Below are 17271 nucleotides of genomic sequence, written 5' to 3' on the forward strand. Positions count from 1 at the left end.
GCCGGCCACAAGGGGGCGCGCCGTCGACGAAGACTGGTGGCACGCATGTCCATCCTGCAGACGAGCATCGACTCGAACGCCGCTGCCGCGCGTTCCAACATCGATGCCCACGCCGAGCTCGTCGCCGAGCTGCGCACACGCCTCGCGACGGCGGCATTGGGCGGCCCCGAGACATCCCGTGACCGCCATGTCGCGCGCGGCAAGCTGTTGCCGCGCGACCGGGTCGACCGGCTGCTCGACGAGGGCAGCCCGTTCCTCGAGCTCTCGCCGCTCGCGGCCGAGGGGCTCTACGGCGGCGACTCGCCGGGGGCCGGCATCATCACGGGCGTCGGGCTCGTGCACGGGCGCCCGGTGCTCGTCGTCTGCAACGACGCCACGGTCAAGGGCGGCACCTACTACCCGATGACCGTGAAGAAGCACCTGCGCGCCCAGGAGGTCGCGAAGGAGCACCGGCTGCCGTGCATCTACCTCGTCGACTCGGGTGGCGCATTCCTGCCGCTGCAGGACGAGGTCTTCCCCGATCGCGAGCACTTCGGCCGCATCTTCTTCAATCAGGCGCAGCTCTCGTCGATGCGCATCCCGCAGCTCGCCGCGGTGCTCGGCTCCTGCACGGCCGGCGGCGCCTACGTGCCCGCGATGAGTGACGAGACCGTGATCGTGCGCAATCAGGGCACGATCTTCCTGGGCGGCCCGCCGCTCGTGAAGGCGGCGATCGGCGAGGTCGTCACCCCCGAGGAGCTGGGCGGCGGCGATCTGCACTCCAAGGTCTCGGGCGTCACCGACCACCTCGCCGAAGACGACGAGCACGCCCTCGAACTCGTGCGCGACATGGTCGCGACGCTGCCCGAGCCGTTGCCGCGGGCGTGGTCCGTGCGCGAGCCCAGGCCGCCGGCCGTCGACCCGTCGACGCTCACCGCTGCGGTGCCGGTCGACGTGCAACAGCCCTACGATGTGCGCGAGGTCATCGCGCGCCTCGTCGACGGCAGCGAGTTCGCCGAGTTCAAGCGCGAGTACGGCGACACGCTCGTCACGGGCTTCGCCCACATCGACGGTCACCCGGTCGGCATCGTCGCGAACAACGGCGTGCTCTTCAGCGAGTCGGCCATGAAGGGCGCGCATTTCATCGAGCTCTGCGACCAGCGCGGCATCCCGCTCCTCTTCCTGCAGAACATCTCGGGCTTCATGGTCGGCCGCGATGCGGAGGCCGGCGGCATCGCCAAGCACGGCTCGAAGATGGTCACCGCCGTCGCGACGACCCGCGTGCCGAAGTTCACGGTCGTCATCGGCGGGTCGTTCGGCGCCGGCAACTACTCCATGTGCGGGCGGGCGTACTCGCCTCGCTTCCTCTGGATGTGGCCGAACGCCCGTATCTCGGTGATGGGCGGCGAGCAGGCGGCATCCGTGCTCTCGACCGTCAAGCGCGATCAGCTCGCCATCAAGGGCGAGACCTGGTCGGATGCCGCGGAGCAGGCGTTCAAGGACCCGATCCGCGCCCAGTACGACGACCAGGGCAGCCCGTACCACTCGACCGCGCGACTCTGGGACGACGGCATCATCGCCCCCGAGGACACGCGCACCGTGCTCGCCCTCGCCCTCGAGCTCGCGAGCCGCACGCCGCTGCCCGATCCGGCGTTCGGGCTGTTCCGCATGTGACCCGGGCGGCCGGTCGACGCGCCGTGCCGGTTCAGGCCCGACGCGCCGCCGCGGCCTCGACTTCGCGGATCGCCTCGTCGACGCCGCGGTTCCACGGCATGCCGTGGCCGGGCAGCACCCACGCGGCATCCGTGCCCTCGAGACGCCGCAGCGATGCGAGCGCCTCGGCCGGGTCGTCGGTGAACGGCGCGGGTTGCGGGCCGGTCGCGCCGGTCAGCACGTGGCGTGTAGTGAGTGCATCTCCGACGAAGACGGCATCGGCGGCCGGCACGTGGATCGCGATGCTGCCGGGGGAGTGACCCGGCATGCTGATCACGCGCGGGGCGCCCGGCAGGTCGAGCACCTCGCCGTCGTCCACGGTGACGACCTCGGTGAGCGGGGTCGTGCGCAGGCCGTTGCGGGTGAGGGCGTACCAGAGGAACTTCGAGGTCGCCCCGAGCCTCATGCCGCCCCACTCCGGTTTCGTCGACTCCTCGCCGCGAGCGCGGGCGGCATCGGCCGCGTGCACGAAGACCGGCACGCCGTGGTCGCGTCGCAGCCGTTCGGCGAAGCCGATGTGGTCGGAGTCGCCGTGGGTGAGCACGACGCCGCGGATGTCGCCGACCGAGCGGCCCATCTCGGCGAGCTCTGCGATCAGCTCCTTCCACTGCCCGGCGAGCCCGGCATCGATGACGGTGACGCCCTCTGAGGTGTCGACGAGGTAGACGGCGACGAGATCGGAGCCGATGCGGTGGAGGGAGGGGCCGAGCTTCATCAGGTGCCTCACTTGTGACGGATTCGGGAAGATGATGGCTATGCTACATAGCCATCATGGCTATGTGCAATAGCCTAGAGTCGAATCGATCGAAAGGATCCCGCCGATGCCGACACCCGAACGAACCTCGCTCGACGCCATCGTCGGTGCAGGACGAGCCATCCTCGAGGCCGAGGGGCTCGGGGGGCTCACGATGCAGGCGGTCGCCGAACGCGTCGGCGTGCGTGCCCCGTCGCTGTACAAGCGCGTGCGCAACCGCAGTGATCTCGTGCGGCTGATCGCCGCGACATCGGTCGCAGAACTCGGGGTGCGCCTCAGTGCCGCGTCGGCTCCGATCTCCGGCGGTGCCCGCGGCGTCGCGGTGACGGATGCGCCGGGCGAGGGTGCGGAGGCAGCGGAGGCAACGGGGGCGGCAGGGGTCGCCGAGGTCGCCCGCCTCGCCCGTGTCGTGCGGGCGTTCGCGCACGAGCAGCCGGCGGCCTACCGACTCGTCTTCTCGCCCGGAGCGGAGTCGGGGCTCGAGGTCGAGGCGCTCCGCGATGCCAGCGCGCCGTTGCTCGCCGTGGCCGGTCGGCTCGCCGGCTCCGATCACGCGCTCGATGCCGCGCGCACGCTCACCGCATGGGTGACGGGATTCATCAGCATGGAGCTCTCGGGGGCGTTCCGCCTGGGCGGCGACGTCGATCGGGCATTCGAGTTCGGCGTCGAGCGCATCGCCATGGCGCTCGCCCCGCGATCGGGGTGAGCGGGAGTTCCCCCTTGTGATTTCAGTTAACGCCCACTAACATCGAATCCAGTTAGTGCGCGTTAACTTAGTTCGCGCACCTCGAGCGCAGGGAGGCGCGGATGGGCACGGTCGACGCCGTCGACGAGGCACGGTCGACTCGTCCGTTCGACCGGGTGCTCGTCGCCAACCGCGGTGAGATCGCGGTGCGGGTGATCCGCACGCTCCGCCGCCTCGGCATCCGCTCGATCGCCGTCTTCTCCGACGCCGACGCCGAGGCGCCGCACGTGCGCCTCGCCGACGAGTCCGTGCGCATCGGCCCGGCACCCGCGGCCGAGAGCTACCTCGATCCCGCCCGCATCATCGCGGCGGCACGCGAGACTGGCGCCGAGGCGATCCACCCCGGCTACGGCTTCCTCTCCGAGCACGCAGGCTTCGCCGAGGCGTGCCGCGATGCGGGCATCGTCTTCGTCGGCCCGGGGGTCGATGCGCTCGAGGTCATGGGCGACAAGATCCGGGCGAAGCGCCACGTCGAGGCATCCGGTGTGCCGACCGTGCCCGGCATCGCCGACCCGTCTCTCGACGACGCCGCGCTCGCCGCAGCCGGCGAAGCGGTCGGCTTCCCCCTGCTCGTCAAGCCGAGCGCCGGCGGCGGCGGCAAGGGCATGCAGATCGCCCGCGACGCACGCGAGCTCGCGGCGGCGCTGCCCGCTGCCCGGCGAGTGGCCATCGCCGCCTTCGGCGATGACACGTTGCTGCTCGAGCGCCTCATCGAACGCCCACGGCACATCGAGGTGCAGGTGCTCGCCGACGACTTCGGCAACGTCGTCCACCTCGGCGAGCGCGAGTGCTCGCTGCAGCGCCGCCATCAGAAGGTCATCGAAGAAGCGCCGTCGCCGCTGCTCGACACCGAGACCCGTGCGCGTATCGGGCAGGCCGCATGCGACGCCGCCCGCAGTGTCGACTACCGCGGGGCGGGCACCGTCGAGTTCCTGGTGTCGGATGCCGCGCCCGACGAGTTCTTCTTCATCGAGATGAACACCCGGCTGCAGGTGGAGCACCCGGTCACCGAACTCGTCACGGGCGTCGACCTCGTCGAGCAGCAGCTGCGAGTCGCGGCGGGTCAGCCACTCGCGATGAAGCAGTCCGACATCGCACTCACCGGCCACGCGATCGAGGCGCGCGTCTACGCCGAGAGCCCCGAGCGCGGCTTCCTGCCGTCGATCGGCGAACTGCTCGTGTGGCGGGCGCCGAGTGGCGACGGGGTGCGGGTCGACGGCGGCATCCGTTCGGGTCAGCGCATCACCGCCGACTACGACCCCATGCTCGCGAAGGTCATCGCGTACGGTGCCGACCGCTCCGAGGCGCTCGCGCGCCTCGACGCGGCGCTCGCCGACACCGTCGTGCTCGGCGTCGAGACGAACCTCGGCTTCCTCCGCCGGCTCCTCGCCGATCCCGCCGTGCAGCGCGGGGACCTCGACACCGGTCTCATCGACCGCATGCCCGAGCCAGAGTCGCATGCAGCACCGCCCGAGGTGCTCGCCGCAGCCGCGGCGTTCCGCACGGCCGCGGCGATCGACGACGCACGGGCCGCCGGCGCCCATGCCTGGCAGGCGGCCAGAGGCTGGCGTCTCGGCCGGCCGATGGCCGCCGACGCCGACGCTGCTGACCCGCTCGCCGCCCCCGCGGTGCCCGACGCCATCTCGACCGATGCCGACGGCGCGGTCTGGCTGCACACGCCGAACGGCATCTGGCGCGTGCCCGCCGCCGACCGGCGCGGCTCTCTCGATGCGCGCCTCGCCATGATCGAGCGCGGCGGCCTCGCCGACCCCGAACTCCGTGCGCCCATGCCCGGCACCGTGACCGCGGTGCTCGTCGCCGACGGCGACGCCGTCGAACCGGGCGACGCCGTCGTCGCGATCGAGGCGATGAAGATGGAGCACCGCGTCACGGCATCCGTCGCGGGCATCGTGCGCCTGGCCGTCGCAGTGGGGGAGCAGGTCTCCCGTGACCAGTCCGTCGCCCGAGTGGAGCCGCAGCTCGCGGCATCCGCCGTGGTCCCGACATCCGTCCCCGCATCGTCGGACGCGCCCCACGAGGGCGCCCACTCGACGCCGTCCCACCAGGAATGAGGAGCACGACCGTGAGCACCGAGCTGAGCACCGAGGAACAGCAGCTGTACGACATGGTCTGCGAGTTCGCCGACACCGTCGTCGCCCCGCAGTCCTACGAGGCCGACCGCACCCACACGCTCTCGATGGACGTCGTCGCGCAGATGGGAGACCTCGGCCTGTTCGGCCTGCCGTTCCCCGAGGAGGTCGGCGGCCAGGGCGGCGACTACATGGCGCTCGGCCTCGCGATCGAGGCGCTCGCCCGCGTCGACCAGTCCATCGCGATCACCCTCGAGGCCGCGGTCGGCCTCGGTGCCATGCCGGTCTACCGTCACGGCACCGAGGAGCAGAAGGCCGAACTCCTGCCCGACCTCGTCGCAGGGCGTGCGCTCGCGGGCTTCGGCCTCACCGAGTCCGAGGCCGGCTCCGACGCCGGTGCCACTCGCACGACCGCGGTGCTCGACGGCGACGAGTGGGTCGTCAACGGCTCGAAGCAGTTCATCACCAACTCGGGCACGCCGATCACGAGGTTCGTGACGGTGACCGCCGTGACCGGCGAGCGCACCCGGCCCGACGGCTCGGTCTCCAAGGAGCTGTCGACGATCATCGTGCCGAACGGCACGCCCGGGTTCACGGTCGACCCCGGCTACGACAAGTCGGGTTGGCGTGCCTCCGACACGCATCCGCTCACCTTCGACGACGTGCGAGTGCCTGCGGCCAACCTGCTCGGCGAGCGGGGCCGCGGCTTCGCGAACTTCCTGCGCACGCTCGACGAGGGCCGTATCGCGATCGCCGCCCTCGCGACCGGCGTGGCACAGGGCTGCCTCGACGAGGCGCTCGCCTACGCGAAGACCCGCAATGTGTTCGGCGTGCCGATCGCATCGCACCAGTACATCGCGTTCACGATCGCGAACATGCAGGCGCGGGTGTACACCGCTCGACTCGCCTGGCACGACGCCGCCCGGCGGCTCGACGCGGGCCTCCCGTTCAAGAAGGAGGCCGCGATGGCCAAGCTCGTCTCGAGCGACGCGGCCATGCTCAACTCGCGTGACGCCACCCAGATCTTCGGCGGCATGGGGTTCATGAACGAGTCCCTCGTGGCGAGGCACTACCGTGACTCGAAGATCCTCGAGATCGGCGAGGGCACGAACGAGGTGCAGCTCATGGTCATCGCACGCGAGCTGGGCATCGGCTAAGGGGTTCACCATGACGGATGCTTCGGCAGAACGGGCGCCGCTCCGCGACGTCGTGCAGCGCGGGCTCTGGTTCGAGGAGTTCGAGCAGGGCGTGCGGTACCTGCACCGACCCGGCCGCACCGTCACCGAGGCCGACAACGTGCTGTTCACGACCCTCACGATGAACCCGCAGCCGTTGCACCTCGACGCGGCGTGGTCGGCCGAGCAGCCGTTCGGCCAGCGGCTCGTCAACTCGATGTTCACGCTCTCGACGCTCGTCGGCCAGTCGGTCGGCCAGCTCACGCAGGGCACCCTCGTCGCGAACCTCGGCTTCGGCGCCGTCGCGTTCCCGCACCCGGTCTTCATCGGCGACACGCTCTACGGCGAGACCGTCGTGGAGTCCAAGCGGGAGTCGGCCTCGCGCCCGGGCCAGGGCGTCGTGGTCGTGGCGCACACCGCCCGAAACCAGCACGGCGAGGTCGTCGCGACCGCGTCGCGCACGATGCTCGTCTGGCTCCGCGAAGCGGGAGAACGGCTGACGGACACCGGTTCGGCGGCAGACCAGACGGGGGCGAACGCATGACGCATCCGGCCTTCCGCTTCGGCCCGGCGCTGCTGTTCTGCCCGGCCGACCGGCCCGACCGCTTCGCGAAGGCCCTCGATCGCGCCGACGCCGTGATCCTCGACCTCGAAGACGCCGTCGCCGGCGACGCGAAACACGCCGCCCGGGTCGCGTTGCTCAGCACGCCGCTCGACCCGGAGCGGGTCATCGTGCGGGTGAACCCGGCCTCGACCCCGGAGTTCGCGGATGACCTCGCGGCGCTCCTGGAGACCGAGTACCGCACCGTGATGCTCGCCAAGTGCGAGGGCACCGCCGACCTCGTCGACCTCGCCGATCTCGAGGTCATCGCGCTCTGCGAGACCGCTCGCGGCGTGCTCGCGGCGAACGAGATCGCGGCGCTGCCGAACGTCTCGGCGCTCATGTGGGGTGCCGAAGACCTCGTCGCCTCGCTCGGCGGCTCGTCGAGCCGCTTCGCCGACGGCCGATACCGCGACGTCGCGAGGCACGCCAGGTCCCAGGTGTGCCTCGCGGCGGGGGCGCACGACATCGCAGCGATCGACACGGTGCACCTCGAGATCGGCGATCTCGACGGACTCCGGGCCGAGGCCGAAGACGCAGTGGCCGTCGGGTTCGCCGCGACGGCATGCATCCACCCCGGTCAGATCGAGGTCGTGCGCGAGTCGTACCGACCCGATGCCGCGCGGCTGGAGTGGGCGCGAGCCGTGCTCGACGCGGCCGAAGGGCAGGGCGGCGTCTTCGCCTTCCGGGGCGGAATGGTCGATGCACCCGTGCTCCGGCAGGCCGCCTCGCTCATTCGTCGCGCGGGCGGCTGAGTCGGCGGCTGTGCGAAACGATTCGATAACGGTTCACCCGCCGTTCTCCGGATCGCACCCTCCGAGCGCCTGACGCGACGTATTCTCGGAGTCAATCCTGGGGAGGAGGGGAACGTGGCACGACGACACGTCTATCGGGCGAATGAAGCGAGCGTTGCGGGGGCAGCGGTCGCACTCGCCGACGCGATCTCGCACGACGAGAGCGCCGACCGAGCCGACATCTTCGACGGACTCCACGTCGACGTCATCGCGTCGAACCCGCTCTCGGGTCCCATCATCGTGCCTCGGCGAGTGGCGATCGGCGACTCCGGTCTCGAGGTGCACCCGCTCGCGCTCGGCGCCAGCACGTTCGGCTGGACCCTCAGCACCGAGCAGGCGTTCGACGTGCTCGACCGCTTCGCCGGCCTCGGCGGCTCCCTGGTCGACACCGCCGACAGCTACGCCGCGGGGCGCAGCGAATCCATCATCGGCAAGTGGATGGACTCGCGCGGCACCCGCGACCGCATGGCCATCGCGACGAAGATCGGCCACCACCCCGACCACCGCGGGCTGTCGCCCGCAGAGATCTCGGCGGCCGTCGACGACTCGCTGCTGCGTCTCGGCATCGAGCGCATCGACCTGCTCTACTTCCACGGCGACGATGCCGAGGTGCCGCTCGAGGAGAGCCTCGGCGCGGTCGACGCCCTGATCACCGCAGGCAAGGTCGGCGCGATCGGCGCGGCGGACTTCACGCCCGATCGGCTCATCGAGGCGCGCGTGCTCGCCGCCAACGGCCTGCCGCGATTCCAGGCGCTGACCACGAAGTACAACCTGATGGAGCGACGCCCGTTCGAGGGTGCGCCCGAACTCGTGGCCCATGCGCAGGCGCTCGCCGTGCTGCCCTACTTCGGTCTCGCGAGCGGGTTCCTCGGTGGGCAGGTGCGGCGGCGCGCCGACGTGCGCCACGATGCCAGGGGCGAACGGCAGGCACGATACCTCGGTCGACGCGGCCACCGCGTGCTCGCAGCGGTCGACGAGATCGCGTTCGCGCACGGCGTGCAGCCGGCGACCATCTCGCTCGCATGGCTGCTGGCGAAGCCCACCGTCGTGGCGCCCGTCGTGAGTGCGAGCCGGCCCGATCAGGTCGATGCGCTCATGGCCGCGGCATCCGTCGAACTGCAGCGCTCGGAGATCGTCGAACTCGACCGCGCTTCCGCCTGATCGCGTGGCGGCGCGCCCGGGTGCGCGCCGCCCGAGCGCGCCCGACGCGGGTGGCATAGGCTGATCGGGATGAACGGCGCTGTCGACCTCCCACTCGGCCAGGCCGAGCTCTCCTTCACCGCAGCAGGCGACGCGCGAGTTCGGCGCAGCGTGCTCCCCTCGGGGGTGCGAGTGCTCAGCGAACAGGTGCCGGGCAGTCGCAGCGCGACCATCGGCTTCTGGGTCGCGGTCGGCTCCCGAGACGAGCAGCGAGCGGATGCCGCGCACCCCGCGACGTACGGATCGACGCACTTCCTCGAGCACCTGTTGTTCAAAGGCACCGAGACGCGCTCGGCTCTCGACATCGCGATCTCCTTCGACGCCGTCGGCGGCGAGCACAATGCGCTCACGGCGAAGGAGTACACCTGCTACTACGCCAAGGTGCAAGACCGAGACCTGCCCATGGCGGTCGAGGTGCTCGCCGACATGTTCACGTCATCGTTGCTCGACCCGACCGAGTTCGAGAGCGAGCGCGGGGTCATCCTCGAAGAGCTCTCCATGGCGGGCGACGACCCGGGCGACGTCGCGAACGAGCGCTTCTTCGAGGCGGTGCTCGGAGCGCACCCGCTCGGCCGGCCGATCGGCGGCAACCCCGAGACGATCCGCAGCGCAACGCGCGACGCCGTGTGGGAGCACTACCGGGCCAACTACCGCCCGCAAGACCTGGTCGTCACCGTCGCCGGCGCCGTCGACCACGACCTGCTGCTGGCCGAACTCGACCGGGCGCTCGCGGCGGCCGGGTGGGACCCGACGGTCGCCGGGCGGCCCGTCGATCGGCGTTCCGTGGTACCCGCAGCGCTCGAGGCCGGTCCCGAGGTCTCCGTCGTGGCACGCCCGACCGAGCAGGTGAACCTGCTGCTCGGCGTTCCAGGTCTCGTCGCGACCGATGAACGGCGCCCGACGATGAGCATGCTGAACGCGATCTTCGGCTCGGGCATGTCGTCGCGCCTCTTCCAGCAGGTGCGCGAACGTCGCGGGCTCGCCTACTCGGTCTACTCCTTCGCGCCGGGCTACTCCGACGCCGGCCTCTTCGGCATGTACGCGGGGTGCGCCCCGGCGAAGGCCGGCACAGTCGCCTCCCTCATGCGCGACGAACTCGAGCGGCTCGCCGAACACGGCGTCACCGCCGAAGAGATGCGCCGCGCCTCAGGGCAGCTCGCGGGCGCCTCGGCGCTCGCCCTCGAGGACTCCGACACCCGGATGTCGCGGCTCGGCCGCGCCGAGCTGACCCTCGGCGAGTTCGTCGACCTCGACGAGGCCCTCCGTCGCATCTCGCTCGTCACCGCCGACGACGTGCAGCGGCTGGCGGGCGATCTCGTCGCACGCCCGTTCTCGCTCGTCGCCGTCGGCGCGATCGACGAGACGGCATTCACCGGAGCGGCCGCCGCGGTCGCTCCGAGCTCCGACGTCGCCTGACGGCGGCATCCGCCCTGCATCAGAGGAACCGATACCTGTGGCCCACCACCTCTACCTCGTCCGTCACGGCGAGCAGCTCGACGCCGAGCACGGCCTTCCCGACGGCCCGCTGTCGCCCCGTGGCCGCCGTCAGGCCGAGCTCCTCGCCGAGCGCCTCGGCGGCGTGCCGTTCGACAACGCGTGGCACTCGCCGCTGCAGCGGGCGACCGAGACGGCGCAGATCATCGCGGCGAAGATGCCGGCGCTGAGCCTCGAGCCCTCGCCGCTGCTCTTCGACTGCATCCCGACGGGCCCCGCGCCCGAGACGCCGAAGGCCTACGACGCCTTCTTCGGCTCGGTGACCGAGGCCGAGATCGAGGCCGGCAGTGCGCAGATGGAAGATGCGGCCTCCGAGTTCCTCCGCTCTCATCGCGAAGACCGGCACGAGTTGCTCATCACCCACAACTTCGTCATCGGATGGTTCGTGCGCGAGGTGCTCGGTGCGCCCGACTGGCGCTGGGTCTCGATCAACCAGGTGAACTGCGGCCTCACGGTGCTCACCCAGCGGCCCGGACGGCCGTGGAGCCTCGTCTCCCACAACGACATCGCGCACCTGCCACCCGAGCTGCGCACCGGCCTGTCGGAGCCGTACGCGATCTGAGCGATCGCGAGTCGGCTGGCCGCCCGCGGTGCGTCAGCCGACGCGCTTGCCGTACCAGTTCGTCGCGTTGGGGTTGGCGTTGTAGGGCTCGATGTCGACGTACCCGCTCGAGCGGTAGAGCCCCCCCGCGGCCTCGAGGCTCGCGTTGGTGTCGAGCACGAGCTCCTGCGCGCCGTACTCGATCGCCCGGCGTTCGAGCTCGGCGAGCAGCCGGCGCCCCTCGCCGCCGCCGCGGGCCGCCGGCGCGAGCCAGAGGTGCTTGATCTCGAAGCGCACCTCGAAGGTCTCGGGCCGGCGCTGGATGCGTCGCACCCCGCCGCATCCGACCGCCGTGCCCGACTCGTCGACGACGACCAGGAAGACGCCGGCCGGCGGCGTGAACTGCTCGGCGGCCGGCCAGGTCGGACGGTACTCGCCCTGCTCGGCCGGAAACCCCACAGCACGTTCGGCGAAGTAGTCGGCGAGCAACGCGTGCGCGTCGGCGTCGTTCACTGAGGCGTCTCGGTAGCGCAGCATGCCCCCACACTATTTGCGAACGGCAGCGGATGCCGCGTGCACGGCGTCGATCCGTCACAGCGGTCGCCCGGCCCGCGCTTGCTAGGGTGAATCCGTGACGATACGGATCGCCGTGGCGGGAGCCACCGGCAAGATGGGGCAGCTGACGCTTCGACTGATCGAGGAGGCCGAAGACCTCGAACTGCACGCCGCACTCGACTCGAAGTCGAGCCTCGACCTCATGCTCGGAGCCGACGTGGCGTTCGACGTCACGCACCCCGGCGCGAGCGGCGAGATCGTGGAGTTCGCCGCAGGAGCCGGCATTCCGATCGTGGTCGGCACCTCGGGATGGTCGAGCGAGCGCATCTCCGAGATCTCCGCGTTCGTGCGCGGCCATGCCGACGCCGGGGCCGTGCTCTTCGTGCCGAACTTCTCGATCGGCAGCGTACTCGGCACGGCCTTCGCGAAGCTCGCGGCGCCGTTCTTCGACTCGATCGAGATCGTCGAGGCGCACCACGCCGGCAAGGTCGATTCGCCTTCGGGCACGGCGGTGCGCACGGCGGAGCTCATCGGCGAGGCGCGTGCGGCGCGCGGTCCGGTCGCCGCTCCGCACGCCGACCAGCGCGCCCGCGGGCAGCTCGTGAGCGGGGTTCCCGTGCACAGCCTGCGCCTCAACGGCGTCGCGGCCGAGCAGCGCGTCGTCTTCGGCGGCGACGGCGAGACCCTCACGATCACGCACTCCACGCTCTCGTCGAGCTCGTACGAGGCCGGTATCCTGCTCGCGCTCCGCAGCGCCCCCGAGGCATCCGGTGTCACCGTCGGCCTCGACGCAATGCTCGACCTCGGGCTGCCCGGCACCGCCCGATGACCACGAAGCTCGGCGCGCTCATCATGGCCGCGCTCCTCGTGCTCTACCTCGCGCTCGTCGGATGGCGCGCCGTGCAGTTCATGGCGACGGGGGAACCGATCGCGATCGCGATGGGCGTCGCGCTCATCGTGCTGCCGATCATCGGCCTCTGGGCGCTGTGGCGCGAACTCCAGTTCGGCATCCGCTCGCACGAACTCGTGAAACGGCTCGACGCCGAGTGCGCGCTCGACCTCGAACTGCCGCTCCTGCCGAGCGGGCGTCCCGAGCGCGCCGCTGCTGGGGCGGCACTCGACAGGTTCCGCGCGGCCTCCGACACGGCCCCGGAATCCTGGCAGGCGGCGCTCCGGCTCGGACTCGCATACGACGCGGCTGGCGACCGGCGGAGCGCCCGGCAGGCCGTGCGGCGCGCGATCGCGCTGTCTCGAGCACCGCGCTGACGCCGTGGCGATCAGCCCGAGCAAACGTCGATGAGCCTGCGCGACTCGTGCTGAGTCCGCAGCGCAGGGGTGGAGGCGCTGCCCGCTCTGCTTACGCCATCGTCGCCGGCTCCCTCACGCGCCCGCGCCCGCGCGCGGGCGTCCAAGGCATCGGCCGTCAGATGCTGCCGGCACCGGGGCCAGCCTGATCCCGTCTCTCCTGCTCGATCCGCGCCTGCTCCTGGGCAGCGCGCTCGGCGGCGGGATCCTCGGAAGAGGCACGCGAGCGTCCGAAGCTCCTGACGAGCAACACGACGATCACCGCGAGTATCGCGAGCCCGACGACCCACCACAGCGGATCCATGACCCACCTCCTCGTCCACGACGCCGCCGGCGTCGATCGTACATACGATATTCCCGCCGTGTCGGAGCCGCAATGAGCTCGTCCGGCGGCCGGGTCCTGCGTGTGCTGGTGCTTGCTCGGCGAGGTGCCGAGGATGCGGCGGAGATGAAGGCGCAGCGGCGAAGGTCCAGCCAGTCAGGCGCTGATGTCCGCGTCGCGGAGGCGGCTGGTCGGATCGGCCTAGCGGGTCGCCGTGCGCGGCGCCGCGAGCATCGCGTCGATCGCCGACTCGACCGTGGCGTGCATGAATCGGTAGCCGTCGTCGATGAGGCGCTGCGGACGCACCTTCTGGCTCGAGAGCAGGAGCTCGTCGGCGGCACGGCCGAGGGCGACCTCGAGCATGCGCTCGGGCACACCGAATGCGTGCGGCCGATGCATCCGCTCGGCCATGGCGGCCATCACGCGATCGGCGGTCGCCGGTGTCGGGCCGGCGATGTTCACCGGGCCCGAGAGCGACGAACCCAGCAGGTGCACGATGGCGCCGACCTCGTCATCGAGCGCGACCCAGGGCCAGTGCTGGCCGCCGGTGCCGAGCCTGGCCGAGACGCCGAAGCGGGTCAGGGTGCCGACGCGTTTCATGGCGCCGCCGTGCCCGACCACCATGCCGCTGCGGAAGACGACGGTGCGCGTCTCTTCGGGCGCGAGCCCGGCTGCGGACTCCCAGCGGCCGACGACCTCCGCGAGGAAGCCGGTGCCGGCGCTCGAGTACTCGGTGAGCAGCTCGCCCGGGCGATCGCCGTAGTAGCCGACCGCCGAGGCGTTGAGGAAGGCCGTCGGCGGCTGCCGCGCCTTGCGCATCGCGTCGGCGAGGGTGCGGGTCGCCGTGATGCGCGACTCGAGGATCTGGCCGCGGTAGGACTTCGACCACGGCAGTCGGGCGAGTGAGGCGCCCGAGAGGTTCACGACCGCGTCGACCCGGTCCATGACGGTGAAATCGATGATGCCCGCCGCCGGCGACCATGAGGCCTCATCGGGGCTCTCAGCGCGTCGGCGCACGAGACGCACGACCTCGTGCCCGTCGCCGGTCAGTGCGGTGACCAGCGCGGTGCCGATGAATCCGGATGCACCGGCGACGAGTACCCGCATGGATCAGGCGAGTTCGGCTTCGATCGTGATGGGAACGCCGGCGAGCGCCTGCGAGATCGGGCAGTTCTTCTTCGCGTCTTCGGCGAGGGCCTCGAACTGCTCCTCGGTGAGTCCGGGCACCCGGGCGCTCACCAGCAGGTGGCTGCCGAGCACGCCCTTGCCGGCTTCGAAGGTGACGGCCGCGGTGGTCTGGATGCTCTCTGCCGGAGTGCCCGCCTGGGCGAGGCCCAGCGAGAGCGCCATCGAGAAGCACGAGGAGTGCGCTGCCGCGAGGAGCTCCTCGGGGTTGGTCGTGCCTTCCGCGCCCTCGGCGCGGGCCTTCCAGTTGACGGGGAAGGAGGCGAGGCCCGAGGAGTCGAGGGCGACATCGCCCGATCCCTCGAAGAGCGTGCCCTTCCAGACGGTGGTCGCTTCACTCGTGACTGCCATGTGATCCTCCTCGTCGAGCCGGGACACCAGCCTATCGGCGAGAGCAGCCGCAGGTCAGACTCCCGGCACGATCCTCGCCCGAGCGAGCAGCAGGTAGATCTGGCAGCCGAGGCAGAAGTCGAAGGCGGCGTTGAGGAATGCCGCGAAGAAGGCGATCGCCGCGGCGATCGGCACCGCGTACTCGAGGCCGAGGAATGAGAGCAACAGGCCGGCGAGACCGACGGCGAAGCCGACGCCCTGCGCGAAGGTCGGCGGGCGCGGGTCCTCGAGTTCGGCGGGCGGCTCGAGCCGCGGACGCACGAGCTTGGCGAAGATCAAGCCGTACGGATGCCGGCGGATGCCTGCGAACGCACCCCACGCGAAGAGCAGCGTGATCGCGACGAGCAGCCAGAACGCCGCGGCATCCGCCCCCGCGATCGCGAGCACGACGGTGATGAGCAGCAGGGTCGCCGTGATGGCGGCGCCGAAGCGCGGGCCGCGCGGGTCGATGCCGGCGGGAGCGCGGCCGGCCGCGGCGCGGTCTGCCGACGATGCCGATTCAGCCGGAGATGACATGGGGGCTCCTCAGGAGGTCGTCGAGTCGTTCGCGCACGACGGCGGCGCGGGGGAGTCCTGCGATGCGGGCGCGCACCGCGCCGTCGGCATCGAGCAGCAGTGTCGTCGGCGTCTCGGTGACGCGGAAGCGGCCGGCGAGATCGGGGCGATGCGTGAGATCGACCTCGACGTGGGTCGCACCGTCGTGCTCGCCCGCGAGCTGGGTCAGCAGGCGCCCCGTCGCCGGGCAGCGGGCGCAGAACTCGGTCGAGAACTGCACGAGCGTGGCGCGTTCGCCGAATGCGGCGACGCCGAGCTCGTCCGGCCGCACCACGTCGCCGGAGCCGCTTCGGGCGACGCCCTGCCGCGAGCGCCAGACGAGGCCGATGGCGGTCGCCGCGGCGAGCAGTGCCGCGCCGGTCGCGAGTGCGGGGAGCCAGTCCATGCGGTCAGCGTACGCAGCACGCGCCGCCCCGTGCGGAGTATGACCGACGATGACGGGGATGCCGCGGCATCCGCTCGCCTTCGCCGAAGTGTCGCCGGTGCGGGTTAGCCTTGTGGGGATGGCCGAGACGATCTCAACCCCGTACGAAGACCTGCTGCGCGACGTGCTCGAGCACGGCGCCGTCAAGACCGATCGCACGGGCACCGGCACGCGCAGCGTGTTCGGCCGCCAGCTGCGATTCGACCTCTCAGCGGGCTTCCCTCTCGTCACGACGAAGCGGGTGCACTTCAAGTCGATCGCCTACGAGCTGCTGTGGTTCCTGCAGGGCTCGTCGAACGTCGGCTGGCTGCGCGAGCACGGCGTCACCATCTGGGACGAGTGGGCCGATTCCGCGGGCGAGCTCGGCCCCGTCTACGGCGTGCAGTGGCGGTCGTGGCCGACGCCGTCGGGCGAGCAGATCGACCAGATCTCCGAGGTCATCGAGCAGATCCGCACGAACCCCGACTCGCGCCGGCTCATCGTCTCGGCGTGGAACCCCGCCGACATCCCGTCGATGGCGCTCGCGCCCTGCCACGCGCTGTTCCAGTTCTACGTGGCCGACGGCAAGCTCTCGTGCCAGCTCTACCAGCGCAGCGCCGACCTCTTCCTCGGCGTGCCGTTCAACATCGCCTCGTACGCCCTGCTGACGCACATGATCGCGGCGCAGACCGGGCTCGAGGTCGGCGACTTCGTCTGGACCGGCGGCGACTGCCACATCTACGACAACCACGTCGAGCAGGTGACCGAGCAGCTCACCCGCGAGCCGTTCGCGCCGCCCACCCTGCGGCTGGCTCGCACGCCCGACTCGGTCTTCGACTACGAGTACGAGGACTTCATCGTCGAGGGCTACCAGCACCACCCGCCGATCCGCGCGGCCGTCGCGGTATGAGCGAAGCGGATGCCTCGGCAGCGCGGGCACCGAAGCTCGGGCTCATCTGGGCCGAGGCGCACGGCGGGGTGATCGGGGCCGGGGGAGTGATGCCCTGGCACCTGCCCGAAGACCTCGCCCACTTCAAGGCCGTCACGCTCGGCAGCCCCGTCGTCATGGGCCGCAAGACCTGGGACTCGCTGCCCGAGCGATTCCGGCCCCTCCCGGGGCGCGCGAACATCGTCGTCACGCGCAATGAGCAGTGGGCGGCCGAAGGGGCCGTGCGGGCGGGCTCGATCGACGAGGCGCTGGCGGCTGCCGCGGCATCCGGCCCCGAGTGGATCTGGGGCATCGGCGGCGGCGAGCTCTACGCCCGCCTCATCGACCGCGCCGACCGGCTCGAGGTCACCGACCTCGACCTCGACCTCCCCGGCGACGCCTACGCCCCGTCGATCGACCTGAGCTGGCGGCTCGTCGACACCGACGACGCCGGCACGCGGGTCTCCCGCACGGGCATCGGCTACCAGTTCCGCCGCTACGACCGCCCCTGAACCGGCTGTCCGCTCCCGCCCCGCCCTCGC

At 71.3% G+C, this 17271-nt stretch carries 20 protein-coding genes; 13 read left to right on the plus strand and 7 right to left on the minus strand.

Features of this window, described 5'->3' with window-relative positions:
- Positions 1-45 precede the first annotated feature (45 nt).
- Positions 46-1653: a carboxyl transferase domain-containing protein gene (locus BJY17_RS01380; RefSeq protein WP_179549794.1), complete on the plus strand. Its 1608-nt coding sequence runs from the start codon at positions 46-48 to the stop codon at positions 1651-1653.
- 31 nt (positions 1654-1684) lie between these two features.
- On the opposite strand, the gene BJY17_RS01385 is transcribed toward BJY17_RS01380, so the two are convergent.
- Positions 1685-2407: an MBL fold metallo-hydrolase gene (locus BJY17_RS01385; protein ID WP_179549795.1), complete on the minus strand. Its 723-nt coding sequence runs from the start codon at positions 2405-2407 to the stop codon at positions 1685-1687.
- Positions 2408-2513: 106 nt separating this feature from the next.
- On the opposite strand from BJY17_RS01385, the gene BJY17_RS01390 reads away from it, so the two are divergent.
- From BJY17_RS01390 to BJY17_RS01425, 8 genes are all read left to right on the plus strand, one after another.
- Complete coding sequence (locus BJY17_RS01390; protein ID WP_179549796.1) at positions 2514-3152, plus strand: TetR/AcrR family transcriptional regulator; 639 nt, start codon at positions 2514-2516, stop codon at positions 3150-3152.
- 101 nt (positions 3153-3253) lie between these two features.
- Positions 3254-5263 (plus strand): acetyl/propionyl/methylcrotonyl-CoA carboxylase subunit alpha, encoded by a 2010-nt coding sequence (locus tag BJY17_RS01395; protein ID WP_179549797.1) that lies wholly within the window; start codon positions 3254-3256, stop codon positions 5261-5263.
- Between the two features lie 53 nt (positions 5264-5316).
- Positions 5317-6438, plus strand: a complete 1122-nt coding sequence (locus BJY17_RS01400) for an acyl-CoA dehydrogenase family protein (RefSeq protein ID WP_376866766.1) — start codon at positions 5317-5319, stop codon at positions 6436-6438.
- A gap of 10 nt (positions 6439-6448) precedes the next feature.
- Entirely contained in the window at positions 6449-7000 is a 552-nt protein-coding gene (locus BJY17_RS01405; protein ID WP_179549799.1) for a MaoC family dehydratase, read from the plus strand.
- Positions 6997-7812 carry an HpcH/HpaI aldolase/citrate lyase family protein gene (locus BJY17_RS01410; protein ID WP_179549800.1) on the plus strand — a complete coding sequence of 272 codons (816 nt, stop codon included), beginning with the start codon at positions 6997-6999 and terminating at the stop codon, positions 7810-7812. The genes BJY17_RS01405 and BJY17_RS01410 overlap by 4 nt, the downstream gene beginning before the upstream one ends.
- 114 nt (positions 7813-7926) lie before the next feature.
- Positions 7927-9012: an aldo/keto reductase gene (locus BJY17_RS01415; protein ID WP_322789713.1), complete on the plus strand. Its 1086-nt coding sequence runs from the start codon at positions 7927-7929 to the stop codon at positions 9010-9012.
- Between the two features lie 69 nt (positions 9013-9081).
- A complete protein-coding gene (locus BJY17_RS01420; RefSeq protein WP_179549801.1) occupies positions 9082-10467 on the plus strand; it encodes a M16 family metallopeptidase in 1386 nt (461 codons plus the stop codon).
- A 37-nt stretch (positions 10468-10504) separates the two neighbouring features.
- Entirely contained in the window at positions 10505-11107 is a 603-nt protein-coding gene (locus BJY17_RS01425; RefSeq protein ID WP_179549802.1) for a histidine phosphatase family protein, read from the plus strand.
- Between the two features lie 33 nt (positions 11108-11140).
- Here BJY17_RS01425 and BJY17_RS01430 read toward each other — a convergent pair whose 3' ends face one another.
- A complete protein-coding gene (locus tag BJY17_RS01430; RefSeq protein ID WP_179549803.1) occupies positions 11141-11623 on the minus strand; it encodes a GNAT family N-acetyltransferase in 483 nt (160 codons plus the stop codon).
- 94 nt (positions 11624-11717) lie between these two features.
- On the opposite strand from BJY17_RS01430, the gene dapB reads away from it, so the two are divergent.
- Both dapB and BJY17_RS01440 read left to right on the plus strand, forming a co-directional pair.
- Positions 11718-12470: a 4-hydroxy-tetrahydrodipicolinate reductase gene (gene dapB, locus BJY17_RS01435; protein ID WP_179549804.1), complete on the plus strand. Its 753-nt coding sequence runs from the start codon at positions 11718-11720 to the stop codon at positions 12468-12470.
- Positions 12467-12907, plus strand: a complete 441-nt coding sequence (locus BJY17_RS01440; RefSeq protein ID WP_179549805.1) for a hypothetical protein — start codon at positions 12467-12469, stop codon at positions 12905-12907. Before dapB ends, BJY17_RS01440 begins: the two co-directional genes overlap by 4 nt.
- A 157-nt stretch (positions 12908-13064) precedes the next feature.
- On the opposite strand, the gene BJY17_RS01445 is transcribed toward BJY17_RS01440, so the two are convergent.
- The 5 genes from BJY17_RS01445 to BJY17_RS01465 all read right to left on the minus strand — a co-directional run bounded on the left by BJY17_RS01445 (position 13065) and on the right by BJY17_RS01465 (position 15783).
- On the minus strand, positions 13065-13250 hold the full coding sequence (locus tag BJY17_RS01445) for a hypothetical protein (RefSeq protein ID WP_179549806.1): 186 nt from the start codon (positions 13248-13250) through the stop codon (positions 13065-13067).
- Between the two features lie 219 nt (positions 13251-13469).
- Complete coding sequence (locus BJY17_RS01450; protein WP_179549807.1) at positions 13470-14375, minus strand: TIGR01777 family oxidoreductase; 906 nt, start codon at positions 14373-14375, stop codon at positions 13470-13472.
- A gap of 3 nt (positions 14376-14378) precedes the next feature.
- The gene (locus BJY17_RS01455) at positions 14379-14804 is read right to left on the minus strand and encodes an OsmC family peroxiredoxin (protein WP_179549808.1); all 426 of its coding nucleotides are present in this window, start codon (positions 14802-14804) and stop codon (positions 14379-14381) included.
- A gap of 54 nt (positions 14805-14858) precedes the next feature.
- Positions 14859-15359: a DUF4395 domain-containing protein gene (locus tag BJY17_RS01460; protein WP_179549809.1), complete on the minus strand. Its 501-nt coding sequence runs from the start codon at positions 15357-15359 to the stop codon at positions 14859-14861.
- Positions 15343-15783 (minus strand): TlpA family protein disulfide reductase, encoded by a 441-nt coding sequence (locus BJY17_RS01465; RefSeq protein ID WP_179549810.1) that lies wholly within the window; start codon positions 15781-15783, stop codon positions 15343-15345. Before BJY17_RS01465 ends, BJY17_RS01460 begins: the two co-directional genes overlap by 17 nt.
- 118 nt (positions 15784-15901) lie before the next feature.
- On the opposite strand from BJY17_RS01465, the gene BJY17_RS01470 reads away from it, so the two are divergent.
- Complete coding sequence (locus BJY17_RS01470) at positions 15902-16711, plus strand: thymidylate synthase (protein WP_179549811.1); 810 nt, start codon at positions 15902-15904, stop codon at positions 16709-16711.
- Entirely contained in the window at positions 16708-17241 is a 534-nt protein-coding gene (locus BJY17_RS01475; protein WP_179549812.1) for a dihydrofolate reductase, read from the plus strand. Before BJY17_RS01470 ends, BJY17_RS01475 begins: the two co-directional genes overlap by 4 nt.
- Positions 17242-17271: the final 30 nt, after the last annotated feature.

The organism is Agromyces hippuratus (genome assembly GCF_013410355.1).
GTDB classification, from domain to species: domain Bacteria; phylum Actinomycetota; class Actinomycetes; order Actinomycetales; family Microbacteriaceae; genus Agromyces; species Agromyces hippuratus.

Bases quoted from the DNA above. Each gene is read 5' to 3' on its own strand.
- BJY17_RS01380 (WP_179549794.1), top strand. From the start codon at position 46: ATGTCCATCCTGCAGACGAGCATCGACTCGAACGCCGCTGCCGCGCGT.
- BJY17_RS01385 (WP_179549795.1), bottom strand. From the start codon at position 2,407: ATGAAGCTCGGCCCCTCCCTCCACCGCATCGGCTCCGATCTCGTCGCC.
- BJY17_RS01390 (WP_179549796.1), top strand. From the start codon at position 2,514: ATGCCGACACCCGAACGAACCTCGCTCGACGCCATCGTCGGTGCAGGA.
- BJY17_RS01395 (WP_179549797.1), top strand. From the start codon at position 3,254: ATGGGCACGGTCGACGCCGTCGACGAGGCACGGTCGACTCGTCCGTTC.
- BJY17_RS01400 (WP_376866766.1), top strand. From the start codon at position 5,317: ATGGTCTGCGAGTTCGCCGACACCGTCGTCGCCCCGCAGTCCTACGAG.
- BJY17_RS01405 (WP_179549799.1), top strand. From the start codon at position 6,449: ATGACGGATGCTTCGGCAGAACGGGCGCCGCTCCGCGACGTCGTGCAG.
- BJY17_RS01410 (WP_179549800.1), top strand. From the start codon at position 6,997: ATGACGCATCCGGCCTTCCGCTTCGGCCCGGCGCTGCTGTTCTGCCCG.
- BJY17_RS01420 (WP_179549801.1), top strand. From the start codon at position 9,082: ATGAACGGCGCTGTCGACCTCCCACTCGGCCAGGCCGAGCTCTCCTTC.
- BJY17_RS01430 (WP_179549803.1), bottom strand. From the start codon at position 11,623: ATGCTGCGCTACCGAGACGCCTCAGTGAACGACGCCGACGCGCACGCG.
- BJY17_RS01440 (WP_179549805.1), top strand. From the start codon at position 12,467: ATGACCACGAAGCTCGGCGCGCTCATCATGGCCGCGCTCCTCGTGCTC.
- BJY17_RS01445 (WP_179549806.1), bottom strand. From the start codon at position 13,250: ATGGATCCGCTGTGGTGGGTCGTCGGGCTCGCGATACTCGCGGTGATC.
- BJY17_RS01450 (WP_179549807.1), bottom strand. From the start codon at position 14,375: ATGCGGGTACTCGTCGCCGGTGCATCCGGATTCATCGGCACCGCGCTG.
- BJY17_RS01455 (WP_179549808.1), bottom strand. From the start codon at position 14,804: ATGGCAGTCACGAGTGAAGCGACCACCGTCTGGAAGGGCACGCTCTTC.
- BJY17_RS01460 (WP_179549809.1), bottom strand. From the start codon at position 15,359: ATGTCATCTCCGGCTGAATCGGCATCGTCGGCAGACCGCGCCGCGGCC.
- BJY17_RS01465 (WP_179549810.1), bottom strand. From the start codon at position 15,783: ATGGACTGGCTCCCCGCACTCGCGACCGGCGCGGCACTGCTCGCCGCG.
- BJY17_RS01470 (WP_179549811.1), top strand. From the start codon at position 15,902: ATGGCCGAGACGATCTCAACCCCGTACGAAGACCTGCTGCGCGACGTG.
- BJY17_RS01475 (WP_179549812.1), top strand. From the start codon at position 16,708: ATGAGCGAAGCGGATGCCTCGGCAGCGCGGGCACCGAAGCTCGGGCTC.